The organism is Imtechella halotolerans, from assembly GCF_028743515.2.
GTDB classification, from domain to species: Bacteria; Bacteroidota; Bacteroidia; order Flavobacteriales; family Flavobacteriaceae; genus Imtechella; species Imtechella halotolerans.
Map to the genome: position 1 here is coordinate 846,621 of NZ_CP117969.2, position 23,846 is coordinate 870,466.

At 34.3% G+C, this 23,846-nt stretch carries 27 protein-coding genes; 19 read left to right on the forward strand and 8 right to left on the reverse strand.

Annotation, left to right across the window (positions count from 1 at the left end):
- Window positions 1-154 precede the first annotated feature (154 nt).
- The gene (locus PT603_RS03805; protein WP_008240109.1) at window positions 155-1,003 is read right to left on the reverse strand and encodes an amidohydrolase family protein; all 849 of its coding nucleotides are present in this window, start codon (window positions 1,001-1,003) and stop codon (window positions 155-157) included.
- Between the two features lie 673 nt (window positions 1,004-1,676).
- Here PT603_RS03805 and PT603_RS03810 point away from each other — a divergent pair.
- The gene (locus PT603_RS03810; RefSeq protein WP_008240110.1) at window positions 1,677-2,579 is read left to right on the forward strand and encodes a hypothetical protein; all 903 of its coding nucleotides are present in this window, start codon (window positions 1,677-1,679) and stop codon (window positions 2,577-2,579) included.
- Window positions 2,564-3,463, forward strand: a complete 900-nt coding sequence (locus tag PT603_RS03815) for a TraB/GumN family protein (RefSeq protein ID WP_008240111.1) — start codon at window positions 2,564-2,566, stop codon at window positions 3,461-3,463. Before PT603_RS03810 ends, PT603_RS03815 begins: the two co-directional genes overlap by 16 nt.
- 202 nt (window positions 3,464-3,665) lie before the next feature.
- Here PT603_RS03815 and PT603_RS03820 read toward each other — a convergent pair whose 3' ends face one another.
- From PT603_RS03820 to PT603_RS03840, 5 genes are all read right to left on the reverse strand, one after another.
- Window positions 3,666-4,262, reverse strand: coding sequence for an SCO family protein (locus tag PT603_RS03820; RefSeq protein WP_008240112.1), 597 nt, complete (start codon window positions 4,260-4,262; stop codon window positions 3,666-3,668).
- Complete coding sequence (locus PT603_RS03825; RefSeq protein WP_238531032.1) at window positions 4,259-5,023, reverse strand: formylglycine-generating enzyme family protein; 765 nt, start codon at window positions 5,021-5,023, stop codon at window positions 4,259-4,261. Before PT603_RS03825 ends, PT603_RS03820 begins: the two co-directional genes overlap by 4 nt.
- An 84-nt stretch (window positions 5,024-5,107) precedes the next feature.
- The gene (nirK, locus tag PT603_RS03830) at window positions 5,108-6,595 is read right to left on the reverse strand and encodes a copper-containing nitrite reductase (protein ID WP_040488768.1); all 1,488 of its coding nucleotides are present in this window, start codon (window positions 6,593-6,595) and stop codon (window positions 5,108-5,110) included.
- A gap of 414 nt (window positions 6,596-7,009) precedes the next feature.
- Complete coding sequence (locus PT603_RS03835) at window positions 7,010-8,104, reverse strand: acyltransferase family protein (protein ID WP_008240116.1); 1,095 nt, start codon at window positions 8,102-8,104, stop codon at window positions 7,010-7,012.
- Between the two features lie 226 nt (window positions 8,105-8,330).
- Window positions 8,331-8,762, reverse strand: coding sequence for a hypothetical protein (locus tag PT603_RS03840; RefSeq protein ID WP_008240118.1), 432 nt, complete (start codon window positions 8,760-8,762; stop codon window positions 8,331-8,333).
- A 321-nt stretch (window positions 8,763-9,083) separates the two neighbouring features.
- On the opposite strand from PT603_RS03840, the gene PT603_RS03845 reads away from it, so the two are divergent.
- From PT603_RS03845 to PT603_RS03895, 11 genes are all read left to right on the forward strand, one after another.
- The gene (locus PT603_RS03845; RefSeq protein ID WP_008240120.1) at window positions 9,084-9,845 is read left to right on the forward strand and encodes a helix-turn-helix domain-containing protein; all 762 of its coding nucleotides are present in this window, start codon (window positions 9,084-9,086) and stop codon (window positions 9,843-9,845) included.
- A gap of 210 nt (window positions 9,846-10,055) precedes the next feature.
- The gene (locus PT603_RS03850) at window positions 10,056-10,685 is read left to right on the forward strand and encodes an SEL1-like repeat protein (protein ID WP_008240121.1); all 630 of its coding nucleotides are present in this window, start codon (window positions 10,056-10,058) and stop codon (window positions 10,683-10,685) included.
- Window positions 10,686-10,735: 50 nt separating this feature from the next.
- Window positions 10,736-12,124 carry an SEL1-like repeat protein gene (locus tag PT603_RS03855; RefSeq protein ID WP_008240123.1) on the forward strand — a complete coding sequence of 463 codons (1,389 nt, stop codon included), beginning with the start codon at window positions 10,736-10,738 and terminating at the stop codon, window positions 12,122-12,124.
- A 17-nt stretch (window positions 12,125-12,141) separates the two neighbouring features.
- Window positions 12,142-12,420: a hypothetical protein gene (locus PT603_RS03860; RefSeq protein WP_008240125.1), complete on the forward strand. Its 279-nt coding sequence runs from the start codon at window positions 12,142-12,144 to the stop codon at window positions 12,418-12,420.
- A 29-nt stretch (window positions 12,421-12,449) separates the two neighbouring features.
- The gene (locus tag PT603_RS03865) at window positions 12,450-13,343 is read left to right on the forward strand and encodes a WG repeat-containing protein (protein ID WP_008240127.1); all 894 of its coding nucleotides are present in this window, start codon (window positions 12,450-12,452) and stop codon (window positions 13,341-13,343) included.
- Window positions 13,344-13,376: 33 nt separating this feature from the next.
- The gene (locus PT603_RS03870; RefSeq protein ID WP_008240129.1) at window positions 13,377-13,748 is read left to right on the forward strand and encodes a hypothetical protein; all 372 of its coding nucleotides are present in this window, start codon (window positions 13,377-13,379) and stop codon (window positions 13,746-13,748) included.
- A 7-nt stretch (window positions 13,749-13,755) separates the two neighbouring features.
- A complete protein-coding gene (locus PT603_RS03875; RefSeq protein ID WP_008240132.1) occupies window positions 13,756-14,256 on the forward strand; it encodes a hypothetical protein in 501 nt (166 codons plus the stop codon).
- Complete coding sequence (locus PT603_RS03880) at window positions 14,253-15,266, forward strand: hypothetical protein (RefSeq protein WP_008240134.1); 1,014 nt, start codon at window positions 14,253-14,255, stop codon at window positions 15,264-15,266. Before PT603_RS03875 ends, PT603_RS03880 begins: the two co-directional genes overlap by 4 nt.
- Window positions 15,267-15,302: 36 nt before the next feature.
- Window positions 15,303-15,842 carry a hypothetical protein gene (locus PT603_RS03885; RefSeq protein WP_008240136.1) on the forward strand — a complete coding sequence of 180 codons (540 nt, stop codon included), beginning with the start codon at window positions 15,303-15,305 and terminating at the stop codon, window positions 15,840-15,842.
- Between the two features lie 138 nt (window positions 15,843-15,980).
- The gene (locus tag PT603_RS03890; RefSeq protein WP_040488753.1) at window positions 15,981-16,520 is read left to right on the forward strand and encodes a DUF2975 domain-containing protein; all 540 of its coding nucleotides are present in this window, start codon (window positions 15,981-15,983) and stop codon (window positions 16,518-16,520) included.
- A 3-nt stretch (window positions 16,521-16,523) separates the two neighbouring features.
- Window positions 16,524-16,733, forward strand: a complete 210-nt coding sequence (locus PT603_RS03895) for a helix-turn-helix domain-containing protein (protein ID WP_008240140.1) — start codon at window positions 16,524-16,526, stop codon at window positions 16,731-16,733.
- A gap of 25 nt (window positions 16,734-16,758) precedes the next feature.
- On the opposite strand, the gene PT603_RS03900 is transcribed toward PT603_RS03895, so the two are convergent.
- Together PT603_RS03900 and PT603_RS03905 are read right to left on the reverse strand one after the other, a co-directional pair.
- Window positions 16,759-18,285 carry a histidine kinase gene (locus tag PT603_RS03900; protein WP_274238968.1) on the reverse strand — a complete coding sequence of 509 codons (1,527 nt, stop codon included), beginning with the start codon at window positions 18,283-18,285 and terminating at the stop codon, window positions 16,759-16,761.
- Between the two features lie 3 nt (window positions 18,286-18,288).
- Window positions 18,289-19,023 (reverse strand): LytR/AlgR family response regulator transcription factor, encoded by a 735-nt coding sequence (locus tag PT603_RS03905; RefSeq protein WP_008240143.1) that lies wholly within the window; start codon window positions 19,021-19,023, stop codon window positions 18,289-18,291.
- A gap of 412 nt (window positions 19,024-19,435) precedes the next feature.
- Here PT603_RS03905 and PT603_RS03910 point away from each other — a divergent pair, with 412 nt between their 5' ends.
- From PT603_RS03910 to PT603_RS03935, 6 genes are all read left to right on the forward strand, one after another.
- Window positions 19,436-20,389: a hypothetical protein gene (locus tag PT603_RS03910; RefSeq protein ID WP_008240145.1), complete on the forward strand. Its 954-nt coding sequence runs from the start codon at window positions 19,436-19,438 to the stop codon at window positions 20,387-20,389.
- 58 nt (window positions 20,390-20,447) lie between these two features.
- The gene (locus tag PT603_RS03915; protein ID WP_008240147.1) at window positions 20,448-21,287 is read left to right on the forward strand and encodes a hypothetical protein; all 840 of its coding nucleotides are present in this window, start codon (window positions 20,448-20,450) and stop codon (window positions 21,285-21,287) included.
- A gap of 11 nt (window positions 21,288-21,298) precedes the next feature.
- Window positions 21,299-21,769, forward strand: a complete 471-nt coding sequence (locus PT603_RS03920) for a hypothetical protein (RefSeq protein ID WP_008240148.1) — start codon at window positions 21,299-21,301, stop codon at window positions 21,767-21,769.
- Between the two features lie 30 nt (window positions 21,770-21,799).
- A complete protein-coding gene (locus PT603_RS03925; protein WP_008240149.1) occupies window positions 21,800-22,531 on the forward strand; it encodes a DUF4595 domain-containing protein in 732 nt (243 codons plus the stop codon).
- A gap of 36 nt (window positions 22,532-22,567) precedes the next feature.
- The gene (locus PT603_RS03930; RefSeq protein ID WP_008240155.1) at window positions 22,568-22,945 is read left to right on the forward strand and encodes a hypothetical protein; all 378 of its coding nucleotides are present in this window, start codon (window positions 22,568-22,570) and stop codon (window positions 22,943-22,945) included.
- Window positions 22,946-23,102: 157 nt separating this feature from the next.
- Window positions 23,103-23,801: a hypothetical protein gene (locus PT603_RS03935; protein WP_008240158.1), complete on the forward strand. Its 699-nt coding sequence runs from the start codon at window positions 23,103-23,105 to the stop codon at window positions 23,799-23,801.
- The last annotated feature ends 45 nt before the right edge of the window (window positions 23,802-23,846 follow it).

Genomic DNA, 23,846 nt, shown 5'->3' on the forward strand with positions numbered 1-23,846 from the left:
TTTAGGATGAAATGGAATACTTTGGTAGGTTCGAATAGAGAAATTAGAAAGTCAATTTCTGTGGATGGTATCAACTAGGAATTCCTTCAAAAGTATCCTTGGTATGGATGAAATCAATTGTAAACAATCATGTTAGCTCATCATGGGAAACGCATTAGTTCTGTCTAGTGAAAAATAGTTCAGCATTTTCATAGTAGATTTTACGTTTTTGTAACTCATTGAGAATACCAAGTTCTTCAATATTCTCAATGGCACTTTTGATATCCCCATTATCCGAACCGAACATCAGTCTATTTTCTAAACCTGCCTCTAAAAGCATGGTCATAATAGCTTTGAATTCTTTTTTAGAGAAGATATATGGATTATTAATTACTGAAATATCTGCGTACACATTTGGGTAATATTTCATTATGGCAATTAAATCCTCCATAAATGGAGCGCCAGAATGCATAATCCAGACTTTTAAATTAGGAAATCGTTGTAAAAGATTTTCTATTAATAAGGGGTTACCCATACTAACCTTAAAATTCGGACTTCCGTGATTAGGTCCCGCAAGACCTGTATGAATTCCAACAGGAATATTGTATTTTTCAGCCAGTGCATAGTATGGAAACAGTTTTTCATCCGAGGGAGATATCCCATAATACTGGCTTAGTACCTCTCCAATAAATTGAATTTTGTTTTCTTTAATACCCTGTTCAACCCAGTTGATATCAGGAAATTCTTTTTGATCGGGAAAACAGTATTGCAAACTATACGGAACTTTACCCTCAGGACAAGCCAAAAGGAGCCCTTGAAGCACTATTAGATCCGCTGTAGTTTTGTAATTTGTTTGCAGATCCCAAGAGGTACTTATAGCCGCTTTATAAACACCATTGGACACCAATTCTGCTAATTGTTTGGAAGGATCTTTATCACCATGTATGTGAACATCAAAAATCTTTTGAGCATTTGCGCCCACAAAGAATAAAATAGAACCCATAAGTAAAGTCACTTTTTGCATACTACTCAATTTAGAATTTTGGTGAGATACCTTTTAATGCTTGTTGAACACTTAATCAAACTCCCAGCGCAATACTGCCTTATGGTCAGTTACTATGTTTTTAAATTGTAAGTATTACGCCGCCATATGATTTGACTCATCATTATAAAGATAATTGTTTTATGAGTATGAATTTCGAAATATAGTGTAGTGTTCCTTCGATATTTTGGCTATTGCTTTTTATCGTTTTAGGTTTTTTAAGGCAAGAGTTTGTACTATTATCAAATTTGACTCCCTTTTTCGATCCATGGTTACTGAGAAAGATGCTCAAGAGTGTTTATTTTGTCCGTTTTTTTTGAGAAAATTATAATTTCTATATTATTTGTTGAGATGTTACTTATCTACATAAGTTAGTATTTAACTTAATCGTTATTATAAAATATAATGTGTATTCTGATTCCTAAATACCTGATTTAAAGTAAGGTTGACGGTTGTTACTGTAAAACACGCCTTCCATAGATTTCTCAAGGTTAAGGGGTGAGATGGTGTCATTTTATAGGGCCATTTTTAGTTGTTGCATAGGAATGCCATACAATTTCAGAGTGCTGTTCGACTTCTGATTATGCCATTTACTACTTGTTAATGTCATATTAAATTAGGGGTTAGATTCATTCATTTTTTTTAATTTAATCAAATGAAAGTTCTAGATATCAGAAACATATTAGTTGGAATTGTGCTGTTTTTCACTACATCCTTTGTAGCGGCTCATCCAACTGGAAATATGATTACCCTCGGTGAGCATGTACTTTGGTCGTATATTAATCCAATTAATGATCCTACTCATTATGCCTGTGTAATGATTTGGAAAAAAGGAACTCAACCAAAGGTGCTATTGCAATCGGCATTTCCTGCAAGTGATTTTATGCTTTCAACTAAAAACGATGAGATCTATATAATTGAAAGGAAATTTTTGGAGACTTCTGATGAATTTCACGTGAGAATTTTAAAAACTAGCATTGGTAAAGAACCAACTGTTATTTGGGATTGGTTTAAAGACGAGTATAGAATTGGGGAAGGTGGATTTTTCATGAAATCAGATACTCATTTGGTCTTTGGGAAATATCCAAATGTGTATAGTTTGGAAAAGGGGGCACAGCCCACAAAGTACTTCCAGTTTACTCATCCTATAAATAGGATTCGAATGGTTGAAAACAGTCAAATCCTTCTAATAGGAGATAACTCTTGTTATTTAGTAAAGCATGATGGTTCTATTATAAGACAATGGGATAAGTTGATTGATGAGAATGTCAAAAATGCACCCTTGAATAGAAATCAATTATTTGATGCTGATTATGCCAACAAGGAGTTACTAATATCCTATTGGGGAAAAAGATCTTTTGAGTTAATAGAATTGAATGGGAAGCGTCATGTGATATTGCAAGAGACATCACCGGTAACACCTCATTGGGTGGCTTTTTGGAATCAAGGAAAATTATTATTTTCTTCAAAGTTACGTTTCGATGGAAGTACTCCTAAGCCTCTATTAACCCTAATAGACCATCATAATAATCAAACCAAAGTATGGAGTATACCCTAAAAAAAGGCATATATGTAATGACAATTATTTTCTTTTTGTCATTGGAGTTTTCTCATGCTCAAATTCATAATAACTTAAATGATGGTAAGTTCAATACCATAATGTTTAAGATTTCTTCGGATAAAAACGACAAGATTTCCTATCTTTTTGGAACCCATCATGCTTTTGGAAAAGCTTTCTTTGACTCATTACCAGAAGCAAACAAGGCTCTTTCAGCAAGTGAGGTATTGCTAAAGGAGAACTTAAATGTTCCTGGACAAATGGCCCAGGATATTATCAATGGCAGAAAACAATTTACTAATTGGAAGAAATTTGTTAGCAAGGATGACTTGGAATTTCTGGAAAATTTATTTGCTACTAGTCCTACGGACTATAACAAAATGACTCCCACAGAGATGTATGTATTTCTAAACAGACATTTTAAACAGCAAATATGTTTGAGCAAAGATGTTAATGATACTTCCCTTTCTTTAGATGATTATATAGCTTCTAAGGCCGTTGAACTACATAAAGAACTTTATGGTCTGGAAACAACAGAAGAGCAAATAAACCTCTTAAATAAGGATGTAGAGGGAATGCCACAAAAAATGCACAAAAGAAGACTAGGTAATATAATTGAAAAGATTAAGACAAGAAACTTAAACGATTGCCAAGAAACAAAATGGTATACCCAAATGGGGATGGACTACCAAGTGGACGAACCATGTCGAAATACACTACTATTGACCGATAGAAACCATAGATGGATGAAAACCATTAGTGGATTAATAGAAGAAAAGAACTGTTTTATAGCGGTGGGATTAAGTCACCTAATGTTTGAATGTGGATTATTAAATCAATTAAAGGAGATAGGGTATACCGTTACTCCAATGGAGGTTAGATAGAAGCTAAAATGACCATACAATGTACTAGAATATAAGGGTTTTAAATGACATTTTATTGGCTACTAATTAAAATGAATTTAAAAGTCTTTTATTTTAAAATGCAACTTTAGAACCTATTACATTTTTAGATTAAAGACGGAGTTTAGTTTGATGGTAATTGACAATACTGAAGGTATTTTAGAAAATACACAAGCTTAGTCAATTAGTTACTGGCCTCTTCATTAACTACACTGATGGTTTTATCATAACTCACTCCTAATCCTTCTTGCTGGAATACCATTTCTCCTTCTTCATTAAACACGCTGATAATATTTGAATGCGAAAAATCAATGGGTGAAATCTTTTTATAATTAACGGCAAGTACTGCAGCAAATTCACGGGTTTGTTCTTCGTTTGAACGTAAGAAGGACCAGTGTTTACCTGTCATTTTATTTTCTATAGAAAATTCTTTTAATCGCTCAGGGGTATCTACCTCTGGATCAATACTAACTAGTATAAATTTGACATTATCTTTATTACTTCTTAGTATACGCTCTTCAATATGACGCATATCAGCTACTAATCTAGGACATGCAGCTTTGCAAGAGGTGTAAATCATTACCATGACTAATACACTTCCTCTAAATTCTTTAAGGGTTACTTCCTTACCATTTTGATTGGTCCATTTCTCCGGTAAATTATAAATAGATAGATCAGAAATTGGTTTTTCTTTAGAATCCGTTGTTGATTTATTAGTTTTAGTTTCAGTACAACTTGCCATTACAAGAAGGGCTAAAAGTAGGAATAGTAGTTTTTTCATTTATTAATTTCATTAGTTTGAGTGATATCAGTGGCACATCGAAAACCTAAATTCTTTGTGGTAAAACTCGCTTTAAGGCTTCCTCTAAATGCATAGCGCATAAATGCGGCGTAATTCATGAGATCAGTAGCATTTACTGAACCGCTTCCGCAAAATAAATTCTGATCGGTATCTTTATCTTTCCGGGATTCGCCTGATAAGAAGATACTGTTAAAATCAAAGGTCCATTCCCAAACAAGACCGTGCATATCATAAACACCCCAATAGTTTTTAAAAGTACTACCTACGGGATTAAGAAATGTCTTTCCCTTTTCATACCATCCAAGAATGTAACTATTATAGTCTTCTCGGGTTCGGGCGTCCGATCTTTTACTATCGGCCATGGCTACATATTCCCACTCATCTAGGGTGGGTAACCTTTTGCCTTGGCATTCACAGTATTTTTTAGCAGCAAACCATGAAATATTGGTCACTGGAGCGTCGGGGGCAAGATTGCCAAAATCAAAATCACTCTTCCAATGAGATAAGTAGGATTCTTTCGCAAATAACCTTTTAATTTTTGATCTGGTATACTCAGGGTTTGTTTTTAAGAATTGAACAAACTCCTGATTAGTTACTGGGTACATATCTAATTTAAAGGTGTTCACATTAACCTCCTTTTTTTCAGTGGCCCCATACAGCGGAATATAACTACCACTTTTAATGGTTGCCATTTCCGTATCACCTTGACTAAAAGAAATGGAAACTCCTACTAATATCATGAAATAACTGATAATCAATTTTTTAGTTTGGGATTCCATTTCTTTGTGAGTTTAGGTGTTTACAATAACGTTATTATTGTTTATTTATTCGTGTATGTCTTTATGTTTGGGTGCAGGTTTTGCTCGTTCAGTTTTAACCATCTCAGCAGTTACACGTGTTTTGTTGTTACCCCAGCTATTGTAAACATAAGTTAATACATCCGCAATTTCCTGATCTGTTAAGTTTTGACTTGTCATTACTGAGTTATATTTACTACCATTTACAGTAATCTCTCCGCTTAATCCATGTAGTACTGTGCTAATAGCTCGATTAACATTGGCATTTAAATAATCTGCCTTGGCCAAAGGAGGGAAGGCACCGGGTATTCCTTGTCCTTCGGATTGGTGACATGCAAAGCAAGTACGAGAGTACAAGTTCTTACCGTCTGTGATTTGTTGCGCTAATGATTTATTGATATTTTCTTCTTCTTTCTTACCACTGGTTGGCATTTCTTGAATAGTACCACCTTCAGGTTGGTAGATTCCTTCTTGAGTGGTTCCAGAATATACTTTTGCATTTTCTTTTCCTTCAACCTTTAACATTCCTAAGGCACCTTTATTGAAGGCTCTAAATATGGAATGGTCCACCAAAATAAAGGTTCCAGGCACATCCACCTTAAACTCAACAATGGCAGCTCCTCCGGCTGGTACAAGGGTGGTTTGTACGTTTTCATTGATCAAATCACCACCTTCAATGTGCACCTTGTCAAAAATCTCTCCAATCACATGGAAAGAGGATACCAGATTTGGACCTCCATTACCCATAAAAATTCGTACCGTTTCACCCACTTTTGCAGTAAGGGAGCCATCACCGGTTAGTGCACCTACTTTGCCATTAAAGACTACATAATCCGCATGTTCGTCCACTGCTTTATTCATGTCAAAGGGTTGCATTCCTTGTTCCCCATATTTGCCTTTGGTGTAGAAGTCTCCTTGCATTACGTAGTATTCACGATCTACAGGAGGGAGGCCACCTTCAGGTTCCACTAAGATTAGGCCATACATTCCATTTGCAATATGCATACCCACGGGAGCAGTTGCACAATGGTATACATATAAACCTGGATTAATACATTTGAAATTAAAAGTTTTAGAATGTCCTGGTGCTACTAGGGAGGATGTTGCACCACCGCCTGGACCTGTTACGGCATGTAAGTCAATATTATGCGGAAGCTTATTATCAGGATGATTGCTCAGTGTAAACTCCACTTCGTCACCAACACGGGTACGAATAAAGCTTCCCGGAACACTTCCACCGAAGGTCCAGTACATATAACGTACACCATCAGTCATTTCACCTTCTTCCTCTTTAATTTCCATTTCTACTGTAAGTTTCTTGGCATCACGATTGCCGACAGGTTTCGGTACATGTGGCGGAGCAGTAAGCTCAGCTGTTAGGTCTCCAGTGGTGACATAGCTTGCATAGTCTTTACTGGCTTCTTGTTTTTTAGTTTCTTTTTCTTTTTTCTGGCACGAAACCATTAGGACTAGTAGGACTAGTACGGGTAAAAAGTTCTTTAAAAAATGTGACATGTTTTGGTGTTTTAGAATTTGTGTAATTTTTAATATGGACAAATATAAAAGACTTGCAGGTCTTTTATACATGATAATAGTCATAAAAAAGGAATATTTATTTAAAGATAGTGTAATATTTTGAGGTAAAGTATTGATAAACAATAAGAATATGTAACTATAGTGTAAATAGACTCTGAAATAACTTAAGGGTAGTTTCCTTAAATATTGAAGTATTTTGGTTCTTTATTCAAGAAAAAATAAATGTCAGTACAGTGATGTAACCATAATTCTTAATAGGTGAATTACTAAATCAAGTACCGTCATCAGCTCGGCTGTTCGGATTAAAAATGGTGTTTTTTACCTAATGTAGCTGATGGTCGGTAAAAAAAAATCACCCGATACTATAGGGTGATTTCATGGGATATATTAGTCTTATTTACCGAGCAAACGCTCTTTTCTTTTTCTACTTAAATAATTTCGAACGGGAATATCATAGAATTTCATCACAAGCCATGCAAATAGGACCATGGCTATGGTGCCTAAGGTAATTATCCATACTAGATTTTCTTGTGATGGATTTTTAGAGATAAAGTAATTACCAAACCACCAAATACCTACATAATGGGTCATATATAAAGGATACGATAGATTCCCCATAAATTCACATACTTTTTGAATAGAGTCTGATACTATAGAACCAGCTCCAAGGGATACTAATAGTGGAAAATAGAATAGCACTATAAGAGGTTCAACTATGGCACTTTTCCATAAGCCAGAAGACATAAATGCAGCAGTAAGTAGAACGGCCAGGACACTAAAGCCAATTTTATTTTTAATGATCCAACCAGAACGAAAAATAAGTAAGCCAGCTAAAAAGGAATAGGACATTCGGATACCTCCATCTGCAAAAGTTCCACCACTCCAACCACCAAGTAAATTTCCGGAGGTGTAACTCACCCATATGATACCACATGCTGCCATTAGAAGTAATATCCAAAGTATTTTCTTAGATAACCTAATAAGGACTAGTGCATAAAGAATATTGGCAATATATTCCCAGAATAGTGACCAAGAAGGTGCGTTTAAACTAAATAGATTAAAGGCTCTTTCTTCCATGATGGGTAATGGGATAAGAAATAAAGAGCATATAAGCATGAGTATCAGTGTTCCTATGGAATGAGCCGATGTATGGTCAGCAAAAGGGTCTAAAAAAAGTCCCATAAAACCTAATAATGTACCAGCAATGACTAGTGGGTGTAGACGAATTAATCGGGAAGTGAAAAATGATTTAACACCCATTTTTGTAAGTCTATTGTCATAGGCGTACGCAATTACAAATCCAGAAAGACAAAAGAAAAAATCGACGGCAAGGAATCCATGTCCAATAAAGTTTTCTGTGAAATCTGGATAAATCCATTCCATAAAATGAAATATGACCACAGCTAATGCCGCAATTCCTCTTAATCCATCTAGGACATGAAAATGTTGCTTACTTTTCAGTAATGTTTCTTTTGAGAAGGTATTCATTGGTTAATTTGGGTTAGGTTGGTTACTTTGAAAGTTTGTGAAAGTAGTTTAAAAAAAATAAATACACAATATGAAAGAAATCATATTGTGTATTATTGTTGTTAGTTTAATGTCAAGAGTTAAGTGTGTACCGAAGGTTTGTAGTGTATGGGTTATTTATGTAACTAAAAAAATAGTCGAATGGCTATTAAAACCACTTTAAAATACGGTATTCAATTCATATCATTTAATAGGTATATATTATTTCTTGTCCGTTATTCATTAGGGTAAATTGGACTTGCCCACCTTCTATTTGTAGTCCACTTATGTCAAAAGTCTTTTCTTTGGTTATGTAGGCCTCACATAGTTCTGGGTTTTCAAAAGATACTCGTAAACGTCTTTTTGGAGGGTCCGATTCTAGTACAACTCCGGCATCAATAAGGGTAATTTTCCAATCATTTCCACTACAACCTCCTGCACTATAATTTAGTAGTAAACAATCCTCAATAATTTCTACACTATTAATAGTCAATGATTCACCTGGTGCATCCGTAAACATATTGGGACTTATTATGACCGCAGTATCACAATTGGATAGTGTAGGATTATCAGAATTTGGGTTTCCAGAACAGCTAAATAAAAGGGTAATAGAAAGTGCTAATGCTAAAATTTTATACATAATAGTAGTTTTCCTTAAAGACCTATTTTGACAGAAAAGGTTGCGTTAAAATGTATTATTTAACATAAAAAAGAGTCAATTAAACCTTTTTTTAGGTTGAATAACAGATGTATGTAATCATGATTTTTATATTTATAAAGCAATTTTTAATTTGCTCTTCATAGAATCTGGAAGGAAAGACATTAAGAAATTCTAGACCATACTTTTTCAAGATAGGTGTGAAATTTTGTAGTGATAATGAGGGAGCCCAGGTAAAATGTACAGAGAATGCAAAGACGCTTACATCATAGTACCACTCATTAGAAACCTAAATTTAATTGGATGAAAAAAGACGTTGTTGAACTCTATGGAGATGTTTTTAGCTCCATTAATGAATACGATCAATCCTTAATTAAAAAACACCTAGAGAAACATTTTGAAATGGATGAATTTCTTCCAGCATATAATTCTTATTTCATTGTTACCAATACCACTACTCAAACATTTCCCTTTGTGGGAAAAGGGTTTAAAGCAAACTTAGGATTGGATCCTGAAAGAATGAAAACCGAAGGAACCAAGTATTGGCTTACGCATTTTCATCCCATAGATCTCCAGATTTTTTTGCATACCATGAATGATATGATGGTATATACTTTAAGCACTGTTGCACCTGAAAAGCGCAAAAAACTTACCTATTCATGGAGTTTTAGAATCAAAACTGCCTGGGGAAATTATAAAACAGTTTTTGCCCATACACTTCCTATAGTTTTAGATGATATGGGGAAGCCTGTAATAGGTGTTACCCAACATACGGTTATTGGTGAGGGTGAACAGGCCCCGATAATGGGCACTGTCAAATATTTAGATGAGCACGGAACCTACACCACACTTTTACATAAAAATTATTCGAAGAGTTATTTGAATTCTTTGCTATCCAAGCGTGAAATTGAAATTTCGGAATTATTGGCACATAATCTCACTAGTAAAGAGATTGCCTCACAGTTGTTTATAAGTACTCACACTGTAAATACTCATAGAAAAAACATTCTCAAAAAAACCAACCTAAAAAGTACCCATCAACTCCGGCCTTACTTCCTTCATTAAAATACCTAACATTAGGTATTTACTAATAATGGTGATAGACTTAAGTTTACTTTTTGCCTAGAATAATTAAAATTACCTCATTATTAATTGATCAAATATACCACAGAATCCTCGTATGGAAAGCTTAAAAAAGGAATGCAAGGAAGAGGAAAAATATAGAAATTATATACGTTAGATTACCCATCACAATTCAATAGTAAGAATATTTATATGAAAAAGTACCGCTACATTTTGTTGACTTTAATCGTTGCTTTTAACGCATCATTTCTTTTCTCACAAAGTGAATTCTATTATAAAGATCGAGTTGATATGACCGATGCCCAGGCAGCTAAGGCTAGTGATTATTATAAAAAAGGAGTAGAATTAGTAAAATCTGCCAGTGACGGTAATACTAAAGAAGAGGCCAGACTTCTTTTTGAAAATGCTGCAAAAATGAAGCATCTAAAGGCTATGGTCAAACTTGCTGAAGGATATACTATGGGAGAACATTGGAAAATTGACGCCGATCAAGCAATTTATTGGGCTAAGCAAGCCTTCGATAGGGAAGCACTTCAAGCTTCCTATTATTTGGCATACATCTATTTCGGTGGACTAGGAGAAGCGCATATAGATTACAAAAAGTCCAGAAATTATTGCATGCAGTTTATTGAAATGGAGAAGAAGGATCCCACTTTTGATTTAGGCTCGGTGGCTGTCGTTAATACCATGTATGGACTGGCACTTCTGGAAGGATATGGAGGTAAAAAAAATCGAGAACTTGGTTTAAAACATCTTAAAATAGCTTGCGATCATGGACTGAAAGAGGCTTGCCAATCCTATAATGGGTATAGTAATGAATAGTTTAATTAGGAATAATAAGACAGTTGTATATTAATTAAGATCGATTACCTATGAAGTTACATAGTTTATTAGTGTTACTAGCTTTAGCGTTAAGTCAAGTGTTGACCGCTCAAGTAAATTACCAGGAAGTTAAATCGGCTGCTGAAAATGGAGATATAGAGTCGATGAATACTCTGGGCGTTATTTATTTTTCTGGAGAACTGGTATCCCAGGATTATGCAAAGGCCAAGTATTGGTTTGAAAAGGCGGCTGATAATGGAGTCGCCTACGCCATGAATAATCTGGGATATATGTATAAAGAGGGAGTTGGTGTTACTAAAGATGTTACCATAGCGTTCCAATGGTATGAAAAGGCAGTTGCTAAGGAAGACGTTACAGCTATGGTTGAATTAGGTTATATGTACTATTATGGAGAAGGTCATACCCAAGATTATTTAAAGGCTAGAGAACTATTGGAAAAAGCTGCCGAAAATGAAAACGTTTTAGCCATGAGTAGTATTGGATATATGTATAGAGAGGGATTAGGTGGTGATCAAGACTTGACAAAAGCGTTTAAATGGATTCAAAAAGCGGCAGAAAGAGGTGATGAAAATGCTATGAGTGAACTAGGATATATGTATTTCAACGGGGAAGGGGTGACTCAAAACAATTCTAAAGCCGTGTATTGGAATGAAAAATTAGCTGAAACCGGAGATGTAAATTCCATGTATAATTTAGGCTATATATATGATCAAGGGGAAGGTGGTATCCGAGATTATGCCAAAGCAACATTATGGTATAAAAAAGCAATAGAACAAGGTAATACGGACTGTATGGTCATGCTTGGAAAAATGCATGAACTTGGCAAAGGGATGCCCGTTGATTATGCAACGGCTCTTCAGTGGTATATGAAGGCAGCAGAAAATGATAATGAATCAGGGATGCATGAAGTTGGCCTACTACATTACAATGGTAAAGGAGTTCCCATGAATAAGGCTTATGCCTATTCATGGATTTTGAAATCATGCAAGAAAAATAATATGGACGCTTGTGATTTTTTAAAAAAGGAACGGGACGACATCATATACTGGTTACGCTATGATGGCAATAAGCTTCTGAAATATATGGAAGATGAAGACTCACTGACAAAGGAAACAATGGTGTTTAAAGAAAAGAGCGTGGTACTTGAATATCATTCGGAAGGAATGACTGGACTTAATCGTAGCAGTCAAGAAATTTCAAGTGCTGACTTCTCCTTTGCCCAACGAATCTTCCTAAACTTTGAGGCGAATACCATAGAGGTTCAGTTTAGTAAAAATTGCGTAAAAATTAGTTCAGTAAAGGAATTAGACAAATTGACCATTACTTTTAAGGATGGTACATCAAGAGCTAATATGGAGGTATACAGAGATAAACTTCAAACTTTTTTTCAGGTATATGGAGCACAATTTAATATGTAATAGATAAACAATTAGGTATGAGAATTTTAAACGGAAAACAAGTAATCTTGCTACTGCTTTTACTGGTTGCTACTTCTTGTGGATCAAGGTATTATTGTGCACAATTTGGTTGTGATGTGGCCTATTACAGTCCAACTACTGGATGGCATAACAATAAATGTATTGATGGTGACTGTGATTGGGCAAAAGAGCAAAGCAGAAGGTTTTTAAGTAGAAAAAAATCAGGAAATTTTAAACTAACCTCACCCAAGGGCTATACCTATAACTTTTATGTGTATTGCAACCGAAAAAAATAGTGCAATACCTTCATCTAAACCTATTCCCTATGAAAAATACTATTGTACTTCTTGTCTTTTTTATGGTTTCTATATCTAGCACCCAATCGAGCTATTCTCAAATCTTTTTTACCGGAGCTAATGGTAAGCTTGGTGTTAAAGATGCTAATGGAAATATCCTTATAGAGCCTAAATACGATCGTAAAAACAGGTATAAATCCGATAAGGAATTTACTCAGGTTGCTATTTTGGATAAGAAAGCTGGCCATTATAAGTACGGGTATGTAAACTCTCAAGGTAAGGAAGTTATACCTTGTATTTATGACTTTTTGTATTCCGGATTTGATATGCGTGTGGGCTTGGCAGTTTTTGATCAAGGTGATAAAAGTGGAATTATAGATACCACAGGAAGGGTAATAGTCCCAGCTAAGTATCATTCCATATGGGGAGATTTTAATGATGGGCTTGCCGTTGTAAAACTGAATGAAAAATATGGGTATATAGATGCTAACGGAAAGGAAATTGTACCACCTAAGTATAGCGAGGTAGTTGCATTTTTGAGTGGTGTAGGGATTGTATACCAAAATAATAAATGTGGTATGGTTGATACTCAAGGAAAGTTAATTACTCCTCTTAAATATAAGTCTTTAAGAGTAGTACATGATGGAGTGGTTAGGGCTGAATTAAATGGCAAATTTGGACTATTGGATACAAGTGGACGAGAAATTACTGAGTTTAAATATGACGATATGAATCTGGTTGCCACCGAAGAATTTATTTCTGTAAAGTTTAATAATAAAGAAGGTTATCTCAATATGAAGGGTGAAGTAGTAATTCCAATAATATATGATAGTGTAAATTGGTTTATAAAAGGAAAATCATTAGTGAAGCTTAATGGAGAATCATTTTATATAAATAAACAAGGTCAAAGAGTAAGTGATTAGGATGATAAAAACATGCTGTAATTTGTAAACCATATGATAGAAAGAATCCTTTTAAGCTCTCTATTTGTAGCCTGTTCCTGGGTAGTAAAGGGTCAAGATTTGAGCGGAAGTTGGGTATATAAAGAAACCAGAAAAGGGGTGTCTTATTATAGTAAGGAAGCTCGTATGGAGGTTCATAGATCAGGATTTGAGTTTGGTCAAGATGGTCAAATTACCATCCGAAGAAATGAGAGTAGTTGTGGAACTCCTCCTATTAGGTATCAAAATTATAGAGGTACCTGGAGGATGAATGCTGATAGTGTGATTACAACCACTTATAGGTTTCACAGCTATAATCTTGAAAATGATTCATGGAAACTGGTTTTTGTTTCAAAGGATAGTTTGGCTTTGAAATATAAAGGGTGAGGATAAAATGTGCGAGATATATAAGTATATTTTAGGTGTTTGTACTCTAATACTACTCTGGGCCTCTGGTCTGGCTCAGTCTAAAGAAGAAATAGAGGATTGGTTTCGAACTAAGGGTTTTGCCATGTTGGTTCAAGGGGATAGTACAGAACAGTCTTTACATTGGTATGTATTAAATGATAAAGGATTATTTCAGTATACAAGTCTGAAGAACCCTGCCTTAGAAATGGAGGTGTTTTTACCTAGAAACAGTTTCAAGGAGGTCTATATAAATTATGTGAAGGACTTTCACAATGTAATGCAACTTCGATTTGCGTTGGATAGACCCAGTGTAATTACAACTGTAAATGGAAGCCCTGATACAGGCGGTCATGGCTTATCATTCTATTTCAATAAGACTACCCAGGGTGGAGATAAGGTGTTATTTATAAAGAATTTTTTTCATTTGATGAAGCTTCATGGTGCAAAGTCCAATCCAGATTTACGTAGTGATTTAAAATTCCAATGAGAACACCAAGCACTTTTCCAATAGCCCTATCCAATTCCCTTCCTAAAGGCAGTTTCTGTTTCCTATTTCTTTTTGGGATAATTCAGATGGTACATGCTCAAGATACTTTAGAGACCTGGAAGGATTACAATTTAAAAGGAACTCCAAGGAAAGTAGTTACCAAAGCTCATGATAAAAAAGTGGTATATCATTTTAACCCTGATGGAAGGCTGACAAATAAAAAGATTCATTGGTTGGATTCAAAGGAATCAGAACATACCACCTACCAATATAACCCAAATGGAAGTCTTAGACAATTCACTGAAACTATAAATACGATTAAAAGTGTGGTTCGCTATCAGTATGATACCCATGGAAATTTAGTATCCTTTAGGGATAGAGATGGCTTTAATGTATATGTTACGACGGATTCCATAGATGGAAAAATCACAGAACAGTTCTATTTTAAAGTCAATCCAAAAAATGGAGATGAACAGTTTTTAAGGAGAGTAACTTTTGGATATGATCCTAATGGAATCTTGAAGTTTAAAACCACTATCACTGAACCATCTATAGTAAGTGCTTATTTTGATTTCAAAGGTACATTGTTGTACACCCTGCTTCAAAAGGGAGCGTACTTAGAGTATATCTTTTATGACTCTATTTGGCTGGATATTAAAGCTAATAGCGCTACTAAAGTTCATCTGTTTACCAAAGATTCATCTGGAAATATTCTTTCTAAGTCTAAATTAGCTGAGGATGGTACTTGGAATGAATATACTAGGAATTCCTATACCTTTTATACTAATGGGCAATTGAAAACTGTAGTAATGACTTGTATAGAAAGGTTTGAAACTAAAACATACACTACCCATTTTGATAGTTTAGGAAATAGAATTAGTTATAAGACGGATACCTCTTATGCAAAAGATTATTGGGAATATAATTATGAGTATGATCACATGGGAAACTGGATTAAGAAAGAAATGAAATCGAAACAGCCTACACTGCGAACAATTCACTATTATTGACCTTAAAATGACTTTAATAACGCTCCCATTATCCCTATGACTATTGATAAACCCTTCAACCAGTTTAGTAAACAGGAATATTTAGAATGTATCCCCAACCATCAACTGTATACTGAATTTAATACCTTAGGACTGTATCGTTCCTTATTGGAGAATGGTAATTTGAGCAAGGATGATAAGCTTGAAATTCGAGAGTTATCCCATTACTATTTTAAAAAGACCTTCGATTTTCTTCAACTTAAAGATCCGCAAACCTTCTTTGAGGTATCTACCATAGGAGTTGAATTAACAAAAGGAGATGAGCTTAATTGGTGGCGAATCATACGAGAAAATCAGGAAAAAATCATCAAAGAGAAAAAGCTTAATCATCGCAATTTTGGTAGTTATGCAAAACATGATTGTGGAATTGATTATTGCCCGTATAATGGTTTAATGATTCGTCAAGGATCTCCTTTAGCGGAAACGAGTATGCATTTTAAAAAGGATCGAAATAAGGATGTAAAAATGCAAAAAGCACTTCGAATCAAGAAAGAATCACGTGATTGGAAGCGTAGAAGAAATGAAGAAGAAGATTAGAGATACAATACAGACATGCTATTAGTCTATACTTTATTGTTTGTTATTTGAAATTTAATAAAAAATTGTTGAATATGAATTAATATTTATTGTTTTTCAATAAATAATTGTATATTTGATCCCATAAACTTTAAACGTATGGAATCAATAACAAACAAATTCGTGTTTATAGCGCTACAGGCGGTGTCTTGGGTCATTTTTGTGGCCTTATGTATAGAAGCAGGTGGACTACTCGTAAACTTTATATTTAGTTTACTAAAACCTGAAATGGTCTCAAGATTGTATCAAAAATTAGATCTTTCTCAAATGTATTTGGCTAATAGGACTGCCTATTATGTTTTTTATTATGTAATACTAGCCATTTCAATTTTAAAAGCGTTCTTATTTTATTATGTCATCCGGCTAATGCTTAAAATAGATTTGGCAAAGCCATTTAGTAGTTTTGTGGCTAGACAAATAGAATTAATTAGTTTCTATACATTATCTATAGGGCTTTTAAGTTATGTAGGAAGTAAACTGGCAAAGCACTTTTTGAATCGTGGTCTGGATACTACTATGTTAAATCCGTTTTGGGCAGACAGTAAGGCATTTATTATAATGGGTCTTGTGGTGTATATTATAGCTACTATTTTCAAAAAGGGAGTGGCGATTCAGAGTGAAAATGATTTAACAGTATAGCCCATGGCAATTGTAGTAAACCTAGATGTTGTAATGGCAAAGCGAAAGATCTCTCTTAATGAACTTTCTGAAAAAGTGGGACTTACCTTATCCAATCTATCTATTTTAAAAACAGGAAAGGCAAAAGCAATTCGGTTTAGCACTTTAGAGGCTATTTGTAATGTATTGGAGTGTCAACCTGGTGATATTTTGGAGTATGTTGAAGAAGGGTAATATGGATCATTGATAATTAAATTATTCAAGACTGTGTAGTACTAGCTACACTGGAAAGTTGTATACGTACTTCAGTACCTATTGGCTCATTGGCACTGTTAATAAGGTCTACAATTCTAATAGTATAATGTACCTCATTCTTTTTGTTAAAATAGTGAAGTCTCTCCTGGGTTATGGCTAACCCTAAAGATTCTTTTTTGTAGTGGTTTGTTTTCTTGGAGAGTGTTCTACCTATTCCATTGTCTTTTATAGATATATAATAACTATCTTTTTCTTTAAAAATATGGATTTCCATTTTTTTAGGTCCCTCAATATGTGCAAGCCCATGCCAAATGGCATTTTCTATAATAGGTTGTGTTATTAAAGGTGGTACGGTAATAGTATGTATAGGAATATCAGGGTCTGTGGTGATAGCAATTTCAATTTTTTCTTCAAAACGCATATTCTCCATTTGTAAATACAGCTGAATGATGTGTAATTCCTCTTCGAGGGATATAGTATCTTTTCGACTGTTTTCTAGGATAATACGAATTAATTTTGAAAATTTATTGAGATAAAATATGGATTTTATTTTGTTACTGCTAATCAGATAGGCTTTTATGGAATTAAGGGCATTGAATATAAAATGAGGATTCATTTGACTCCTTAAAGTTTCGAGCTTTAAGGTACTTATTTCATTGTTAAATCGTTCTTTTAAAACCGTTACTCTGGCTGCTTCAGCTAATTTCTGGGATTCTAATAGGCTTTTCTCTTTTTTTAATAGCTCCTCTTCAAGTTGCTTTTCATGTACATCTTTGATGTTTTGTAATTCAATGAGCTGTCCAATATATTTTTTTTGAATTTGTGTCCTTTCTTTATATACCTGATATTGTCTTATGGAGATGGCGTAGGTAAAGAACATATTTTCAAGGAGCATACCAAGATAAAAGATGTATTGATTTTTATTAATGTCATATCCGGTAAGCATCGAATGTATTACCAGAATAAGCGTTGCCATTAAAACGGATGCCAATCCTAAAACCAAGGGAGTTTTTATTGGGTCTTTCATCTGAATGATAAGCCGGATCCCGTTTAGGCTAATTAAAACTGTTATGGGGATAAAAATATATGCATAATAAATACGTAAAATTAGGAATACCTTAGTATGTATAACACTGGCAATAAACAGTAGTAAAAAGACAGTTATAGCTGGTATTAAGTAATAATTGATATAGAGACGATAAAATTGGGGTTGCCTTTCCTTGAATTTAAGAATGGTAAGGATAAATAGTCCAAAAAACACAAAACTAAAAAAGAAAAGGGGATAGGTTAGCCATAACATTAAATGGGCGTACAGCTCATTATTCTCAAAAAACACATTTGTTTGATATTTACTGAAAACAAGTACATTAACTAACACGTACAAGCTATAGTAGAGATAATAAACTTCCTTGTTTTTAAGGTAAATTATACCATTGTATATAAATAGATAAAAAAGGATGCTTATAAAGGCCATTCCTAAGCCGTTAGCGTTAGCATTTCTGAGGATTTCAAGAATGGTCGTTCCCTCCATGAATTATAGTTTGTTTAAAAAGTCAGTTTTACGCTGACGGGAAACTGGAATCTTTTTTTTGTTGGTCATTAGTACATAGCTGTCATTCTTATAAAATGCCCTTACCTTATGTAATCCAATAACAAAACTATTGTGAATTCTAAAGAATAGTTCATTAGGAAGCAATTCTTCTAAAAATTTCAACTTTTTTGTAAGAAAATAAGATTCACCATTTTCCAGATATATTTTACTGTAATTCCCTTGACTTTCACAATATATTATCTCATCAGTATCTATAAAAATTAGTTTTCCGTCAATGGGGATGGATATTCGTATATGTGAAGAATCAGTGTTCAATTGAAGTAATTTGTCTTCAAGTAATTTTTGAAGGATTTTGTCCTTTTTTTCATTGTAAGCTTTAAGCAGTGCGTTATTTAAGTCTTCTGAATCGATAGGTTTTAAGAGGTAATCAAGTGCTCTTTCTTTTATGGCCTTAATGGCGTATTCATTAAATGCGGTAGTAAATATAACCGAGAATGTACGATCACTACATTTTGATAAAAAGGAAAATCCATCCATTCCAGGCATCTCAACATCTAAAAAAATACAGTCAACACTATGGCTCTGTACAAAGGATACGGCATCTGCTGCTTTGGTAAATACCCCAAGTATAGTAACCTGTAGTTCACTGTTTTTTAGTTCCCATTCTAGGCTGTCAATAGCTTTTTTTTCATCATCTATAATTACTACATTAAGCATCGTATTGTCGTTTTTGTTTAAAGGTACAAAATCAGGAATATGAATTAGTTCAATTTTGTATGAATACACTCAATTTACTGATAATGAGTTCGTATTTATACGATTTATGCACAAGATTGACCATTAATGATGAATTGACTACCAGTTATACAAAAGTTTACCCAAACTATACAAATTAACTTACAACTTACTAATAAATGAAGCATTTTTGAAGGGTATTTTTAGATGGTACCTCCCCTTAAGCCAACCTCAAAGTGTATGAAAATAGGTATTTAGTAAAACTGTTTTATAGTAACCATTTGTTTAAGCATTTGGTTTTACCTAATAAAACCTAATCATTGAAAGTGATTAATTCATACATCAAACAAATGGCAATGCATATAAAATTAGTATTAAAGTAAAATTAAAATGTATGAAGACAAGAATTTTCAATTCACTATTACTAGCTGTATTTATGATTGTTGGATTAGCCTGCAGTAAGGAAGGATCTGAAGGTGCTAAAGGGGATACTGGGGATCAGGGAATTCAAGGAATTCAAGGAATTCCAGGAAAGGATGGTGCAGTTATTCTTTTTGGCAATGGCGCGCCTGTTGAAACATTGGGTAACAATGGGGATATGTACCTAGACCGTGAAAGTAGTGAACTTTATGGGCCCAAAACCCAGACAGGTTGGGGTGTACCACTACTATTGAAAGGAGAACAGGGAGAACAGGGAGAACAGGGAGAACAGGGAATTTCTGGAACTCCTGGAAGTCAGTTTTTGAGTGGAAATAGTAATCCGACCATAGGAATAGGTATACCTGGGGATTACTTCTTAAATAAAATCTCAGGTGACCTTTATGGCCCTAAGACTGTTTCAGGATGGGGCACACCAATCAATCTAAAAGGCACGGCTAATGTGGTGGCTAGTACCTGGATGGATTGGAAACCATGGAACGCTTCAAGTGTTTCATATATACGGGAGGTATCATATCAAATTCCAGCACCCATAATAAATGCCGTTGGGTATTCGTCCTTAGGGAACATGCTATCAGATGGAGGTGTGCTTTTGGTGTATATTACAGGAGAAAGTGGGTGGTGGCAATTTCCATTACCTTATTTCGATCGCGATGGCTGGAAGGCTCGATGGTACGCTCGGACAGGTAACTATACCAATTTTTATTTCAATGTGTCCAACCCACCTGGGTCATCCCTACCGCAGGCTATAATAGACCTGACAGATGGCCGAAAGATCCGCTATGTGCTCATTCCTGCAGGTATTCAGATTAACACTGCCAAGATTGGTGAAAAGGATTTCTTGGATGCAAGTACCTTACAGCAATTGAGCTATGACCAGGTTAAGGAGCTATTTGATCTTGAGAACTAATTGATTTATTCCAGAATTCAATTGAAACTTGAAAATAAATTTGTAACACCCAAAGAGTATGATTACAAAAAGAAAATATGGTTTGATGTTGTTCTTTATGTTAATGATTTTTATACAGGCTGGACATGCCCAGTTTCTTAAAAAGTTAACTCAAAAGGTTCAAAAAAAGGTGGAAGATGTCGTCTTAGACAAAACTTCCGATAAAGCAGCTGATAAGACTTCAAAATCGATGGATAAGTTGTTTGATTTTAACTTTAAAAATGGGACCTCCACTGGAAAGAAAGTGGATATAAAAGACCTTCCTGCCACCTATAATTTTTCCTATCAATATACCTTAAAAATGACCACCTCTAATGGAGATATGGATATCGATTATTTCTTAGAGCCCGATGTCAGTTATATGGGGGTGAGAATGAATGCAGGAGTGCCATTTTTTATGATTACCGACGATGGTACAAATGCGACCTATATGTTTATGGAAAGTGGTGGGAATAAAATAGTAACGGCTACTGCCTTGAACATGGATGAAGAAATAGAAGCTATTGAAAATCTAGAGGTGCCAACATTAAATGATTTTACAATTACCGATCTCCCCAACAAAACATATTTAGGTTACAACTGTATTGGTAAACAGTTTGAAAATGAACAATATGTTTTTACCTCCTATTTTACTATGGATGCTCCGGTTAGCTTTGACCAGGTATTTAAATCCGAAATGGAACGTTACCCTGGTCCAATAAAGGAGCAATTTCAAGCATATGAAGGGGCGTTACTCATGTATATGGAAATGAAGGACAAGGTGAATAAAGGTAAAAAGAATACTTCTGGTAGTATGGAGTGTACCTCCATAAAGTCAGTTGATTTTAAGTTTAATACATCGGGATATCAAAAATTATAAAAACATAAACTATGAAGAGATTTTTGTACGTGTTAGTAATTGTTATTTGCAGTGTTGCAACCACTGCTTATGGGCAATCCATTTCTGGAAAATTGACCACAGAAGGTTGGAGTAAGAGTATCCAAATTAGCTCCCACGAGCCCGTTAGCCTTTTTAAAAATTTTAGAGATGGAAAGCATAAAATACTTTTCCATTTTAAAAGCACAGCCGGCGAAAAAGCCATAGTTCTTTTTCAAATGAAAACCACACTCATACATAATGGGAAAACTGTGGGTAGTAGCTATCGCTCAGATTGGCCATGGCTACCAGGAGATATGTATGTGCCAGTGGAAGCTTTTGATTTTATACCTCTCATGCAGAAGCAGGCTAATCAGAATAAAGGTAAACTCATGCCTGGAACTTATGAAATTAGGTTAGAAATGAAGCCTTCAGAGGTGAAATCTGAACCAATTTATACCACACTTTCCTTTAAAATTGGATAAAAACCAGACAGAATTAAAAATGAATATTGTATGATTTCACAAAAAAAACTAGCAGCATTTTTAGTTGCTATATGCTTTCTTTCCTGTAGTAAAGAGGATACAGAAGTACCCACAATAGATGCCTCTTGTAAAATTAAGAAAGTGGTTAGCCCATTATCTGAGACTATTTTTAGTTTTAATTCTGATGGGAAATTGCATCAGATTAATGACTCAGAAAGAGGACGGCATACCTATACGTATTTCGATAATACCATCGTGGTTTATGTGGAAGAAAATAGTGGTCCAAAAAAAATCACCTTAACACTTAATTCACAAAAACAGGTTATTTCAAGAAATATAGAGGTTAGCCCTACTGTATTTAGTAATGCTCAATTTGAGTATAATGGTACGCAACTGATCACTTACCAGAATTCATATTCTGATGGTTTTGAACTTTTTGTAGAATATACCTGGAACCAAGGAAATTTAAAATCTATTTCTATGAATGGTCAATTGATAAGAGAATTTGAATACTATTTGGATAAACCTATAAGTGAAGGTGATCCATACCTATTTGAACAATACTTTTTGTATGGGGAGTACCCGGTTGTCAGAAGTAAAAACTTGATTAAATCGATAATTGATCATGATCTTGGAGTTAAAATTTACAATTTTGAATACACCTTTGATTCTGATGGAAGGATTACCACAGTTACTCGGGTCAATGAAGGAGAGGTTGTAAAAAGTCAATATTCCTATGATTGTAATAAAAATAGCACCTAATCAAAGTTAAGCGATTTCAAATTTTTAATTCCTGTTATGAAACTATGGTCAAAAAAAACTATTGTAGCAGTGTATTTATGGATGAGTGCATTTTCTATGGTATTTGCTCAGAATGGAAAGCATGTTGGTGCCTCTATATTTTCAAATAGGACTACGAATAATATCTCGAAGGAACTTAATACAACAGTTATGCCCCTTATGTTTATTGGAAATTATTCAAAGAATTGTGAGGTTAAAATAATGTGGTTGATTAGTGGTGATTGGATAACGGTAGACCTAACAGAATCATTAATGGATAAAACCATGTATTGCCCCTATGAAATTAATGAGTTGGAAGAATTTCATGTGGTATTTACTGATAAAAAAACAAGGCTTAAACCTATCACTTCGAAGTTTAATAGTGCCAATTGGTAATCTACTATTAAGTTAGATTTAAACAAAGTAGTTTTTATTATTCAATCTTTTAATTAGATAAGAAGGATGAATCTATTATGTAATTTGAGAAATATCTATTTATTCATTCAAACTATACAAATAAGAAGTAAGGACAATTAAATTAAAGTATACAGATATGAAGGTATTGTTTGCAGTTTTTGTTTTGTGGTTCTATACCTCAGTAAATGCACAATCATTTAGTGGGAAACTAATGAATCCTTTAGAAAAAATGCCTGAAATGGATATAATGATCTGGCCAATGGGGATGGATAAGGCAGTAAACATTGGTAAATTAACCGCCGAGGGCATACTGGAATTTCACTTTCCTGACCAGTCAATTTTTTTAGCATCTAATGAAACCAATGAATTGTTGGTGAATGACTTTGAATATTCACTTATGTTTAATTGCATGGGGAATAGTTTAATTCAATATCCGGATGCGCTTACTGCTAGATTATCGCCAATTGGGTTATGGTATAAAAATAGGTACGTAGGTGTACTTTTTCCTGTAACCGATCAAGCACTAATTCCATGGTTGGAGGATGAAGCTTATAACAATCCAGTGAAAGGCACCTTTTATGATATTATTTATGTTTCTAAACCTACTTCATTTTTGGCTAATTGTACCACTTCATTGCAGTTTTCCTCCGAGAAAATAAATGCTAATTACGAGTATGATTTAGAATTAAAGTTAGGTTTGAATTTTATAGCCTATACCATAGAAAGTATTTATGAATTTGATCCACTAATAACCTCCTATAAACCTACTAAGGTCAAGGTTACGAACGTAAAAGATACCAATTCAGATATTCAATGGATTGCAAAGTATTTTTGAGGTATAAATAATCGTAATCGCTTTAGATTTTAAACTAAAAAAGGA

Excerpts from the sequence above, each read along its gene's own strand:
- PT603_RS03890 (WP_040488753.1), top strand. The coding sequence starts at position 15,981 with ATGGAATCAATAACAAACAAATTCGTGTTTATAGCGCTACAGGCGGTG.
- PT603_RS03880 (WP_008240134.1), top strand. The coding sequence starts at position 14,253 with ATGAGAACACCAAGCACTTTTCCAATAGCCCTATCCAATTCCCTTCCT.
- PT603_RS03810 (WP_008240110.1), top strand. The coding sequence starts at position 1,677 with ATGAAAGTTCTAGATATCAGAAACATATTAGTTGGAATTGTGCTGTTT.
- PT603_RS03845 (WP_008240120.1), top strand. The coding sequence starts at position 9,084 with ATGAAAAAAGACGTTGTTGAACTCTATGGAGATGTTTTTAGCTCCATT.
- PT603_RS03915 (WP_008240147.1), top strand. The coding sequence starts at position 20,448 with ATGATTACAAAAAGAAAATATGGTTTGATGTTGTTCTTTATGTTAATG.
- PT603_RS03855 (WP_008240123.1), top strand. The coding sequence starts at position 10,736 with ATGAAGTTACATAGTTTATTAGTGTTACTAGCTTTAGCGTTAAGTCAA.
- PT603_RS03840 (WP_008240118.1), bottom strand. The coding sequence starts at position 8,762 with ATGTATAAAATTTTAGCATTAGCACTTTCTATTACCCTTTTATTTAGC.
- nirK (WP_040488768.1), bottom strand. The coding sequence starts at position 6,595 with ATGTCACATTTTTTAAAGAACTTTTTACCCGTACTAGTCCTACTAGTC.
- PT603_RS03900 (WP_274238968.1), bottom strand. The coding sequence starts at position 18,285 with ATGGAGGGAACGACCATTCTTGAAATCCTCAGAAATGCTAACGCTAAC.
- PT603_RS03805 (WP_008240109.1), bottom strand. The coding sequence starts at position 1,003 with ATGCAAAAAGTGACTTTACTTATGGGTTCTATTTTATTCTTTGTGGGC.
- PT603_RS03860 (WP_008240125.1), top strand. The coding sequence starts at position 12,142 with ATGAGAATTTTAAACGGAAAACAAGTAATCTTGCTACTGCTTTTACTG.
- PT603_RS03835 (WP_008240116.1), bottom strand. The coding sequence starts at position 8,104 with ATGAATACCTTCTCAAAAGAAACATTACTGAAAAGTAAGCAACATTTT.
- PT603_RS03895 (WP_008240140.1), top strand. The coding sequence starts at position 16,524 with ATGGCAATTGTAGTAAACCTAGATGTTGTAATGGCAAAGCGAAAGATC.
- PT603_RS03865 (WP_008240127.1), top strand. The coding sequence starts at position 12,450 with ATGAAAAATACTATTGTACTTCTTGTCTTTTTTATGGTTTCTATATCT.
- PT603_RS03825 (WP_238531032.1), bottom strand. The coding sequence starts at position 5,023 with ATGATATTAGTAGGAGTTTCCATTTCTTTTAGTCAAGGTGATACGGAA.
- PT603_RS03930 (WP_008240155.1), top strand. The coding sequence starts at position 22,568 with ATGAAACTATGGTCAAAAAAAACTATTGTAGCAGTGTATTTATGGATG.
- PT603_RS03885 (WP_008240136.1), top strand. The coding sequence starts at position 15,303 with ATGACTATTGATAAACCCTTCAACCAGTTTAGTAAACAGGAATATTTA.
- PT603_RS03925 (WP_008240149.1), top strand. The coding sequence starts at position 21,800 with ATGATTTCACAAAAAAAACTAGCAGCATTTTTAGTTGCTATATGCTTT.
- PT603_RS03920 (WP_008240148.1), top strand. The coding sequence starts at position 21,299 with ATGAAGAGATTTTTGTACGTGTTAGTAATTGTTATTTGCAGTGTTGCA.
- PT603_RS03935 (WP_008240158.1), top strand. The coding sequence starts at position 23,103 with ATGAAGGTATTGTTTGCAGTTTTTGTTTTGTGGTTCTATACCTCAGTA.
- PT603_RS03905 (WP_008240143.1), bottom strand. The coding sequence starts at position 19,023 with ATGCTTAATGTAGTAATTATAGATGATGAAAAAAAAGCTATTGACAGC.
- PT603_RS03850 (WP_008240121.1), top strand. The coding sequence starts at position 10,056 with ATGAAAAAGTACCGCTACATTTTGTTGACTTTAATCGTTGCTTTTAAC.
- PT603_RS03910 (WP_008240145.1), top strand. The coding sequence starts at position 19,436 with ATGAAGACAAGAATTTTCAATTCACTATTACTAGCTGTATTTATGATT.
- PT603_RS03820 (WP_008240112.1), bottom strand. The coding sequence starts at position 4,262 with ATGAAAAAACTACTATTCCTACTTTTAGCCCTTCTTGTAATGGCAAGT.
- PT603_RS03815 (WP_008240111.1), top strand. The coding sequence starts at position 2,564 with ATGGAGTATACCCTAAAAAAAGGCATATATGTAATGACAATTATTTTC.
- PT603_RS03870 (WP_008240129.1), top strand. The coding sequence starts at position 13,377 with ATGATAGAAAGAATCCTTTTAAGCTCTCTATTTGTAGCCTGTTCCTGG.
- PT603_RS03875 (WP_008240132.1), top strand. The coding sequence starts at position 13,756 with ATGTGCGAGATATATAAGTATATTTTAGGTGTTTGTACTCTAATACTA.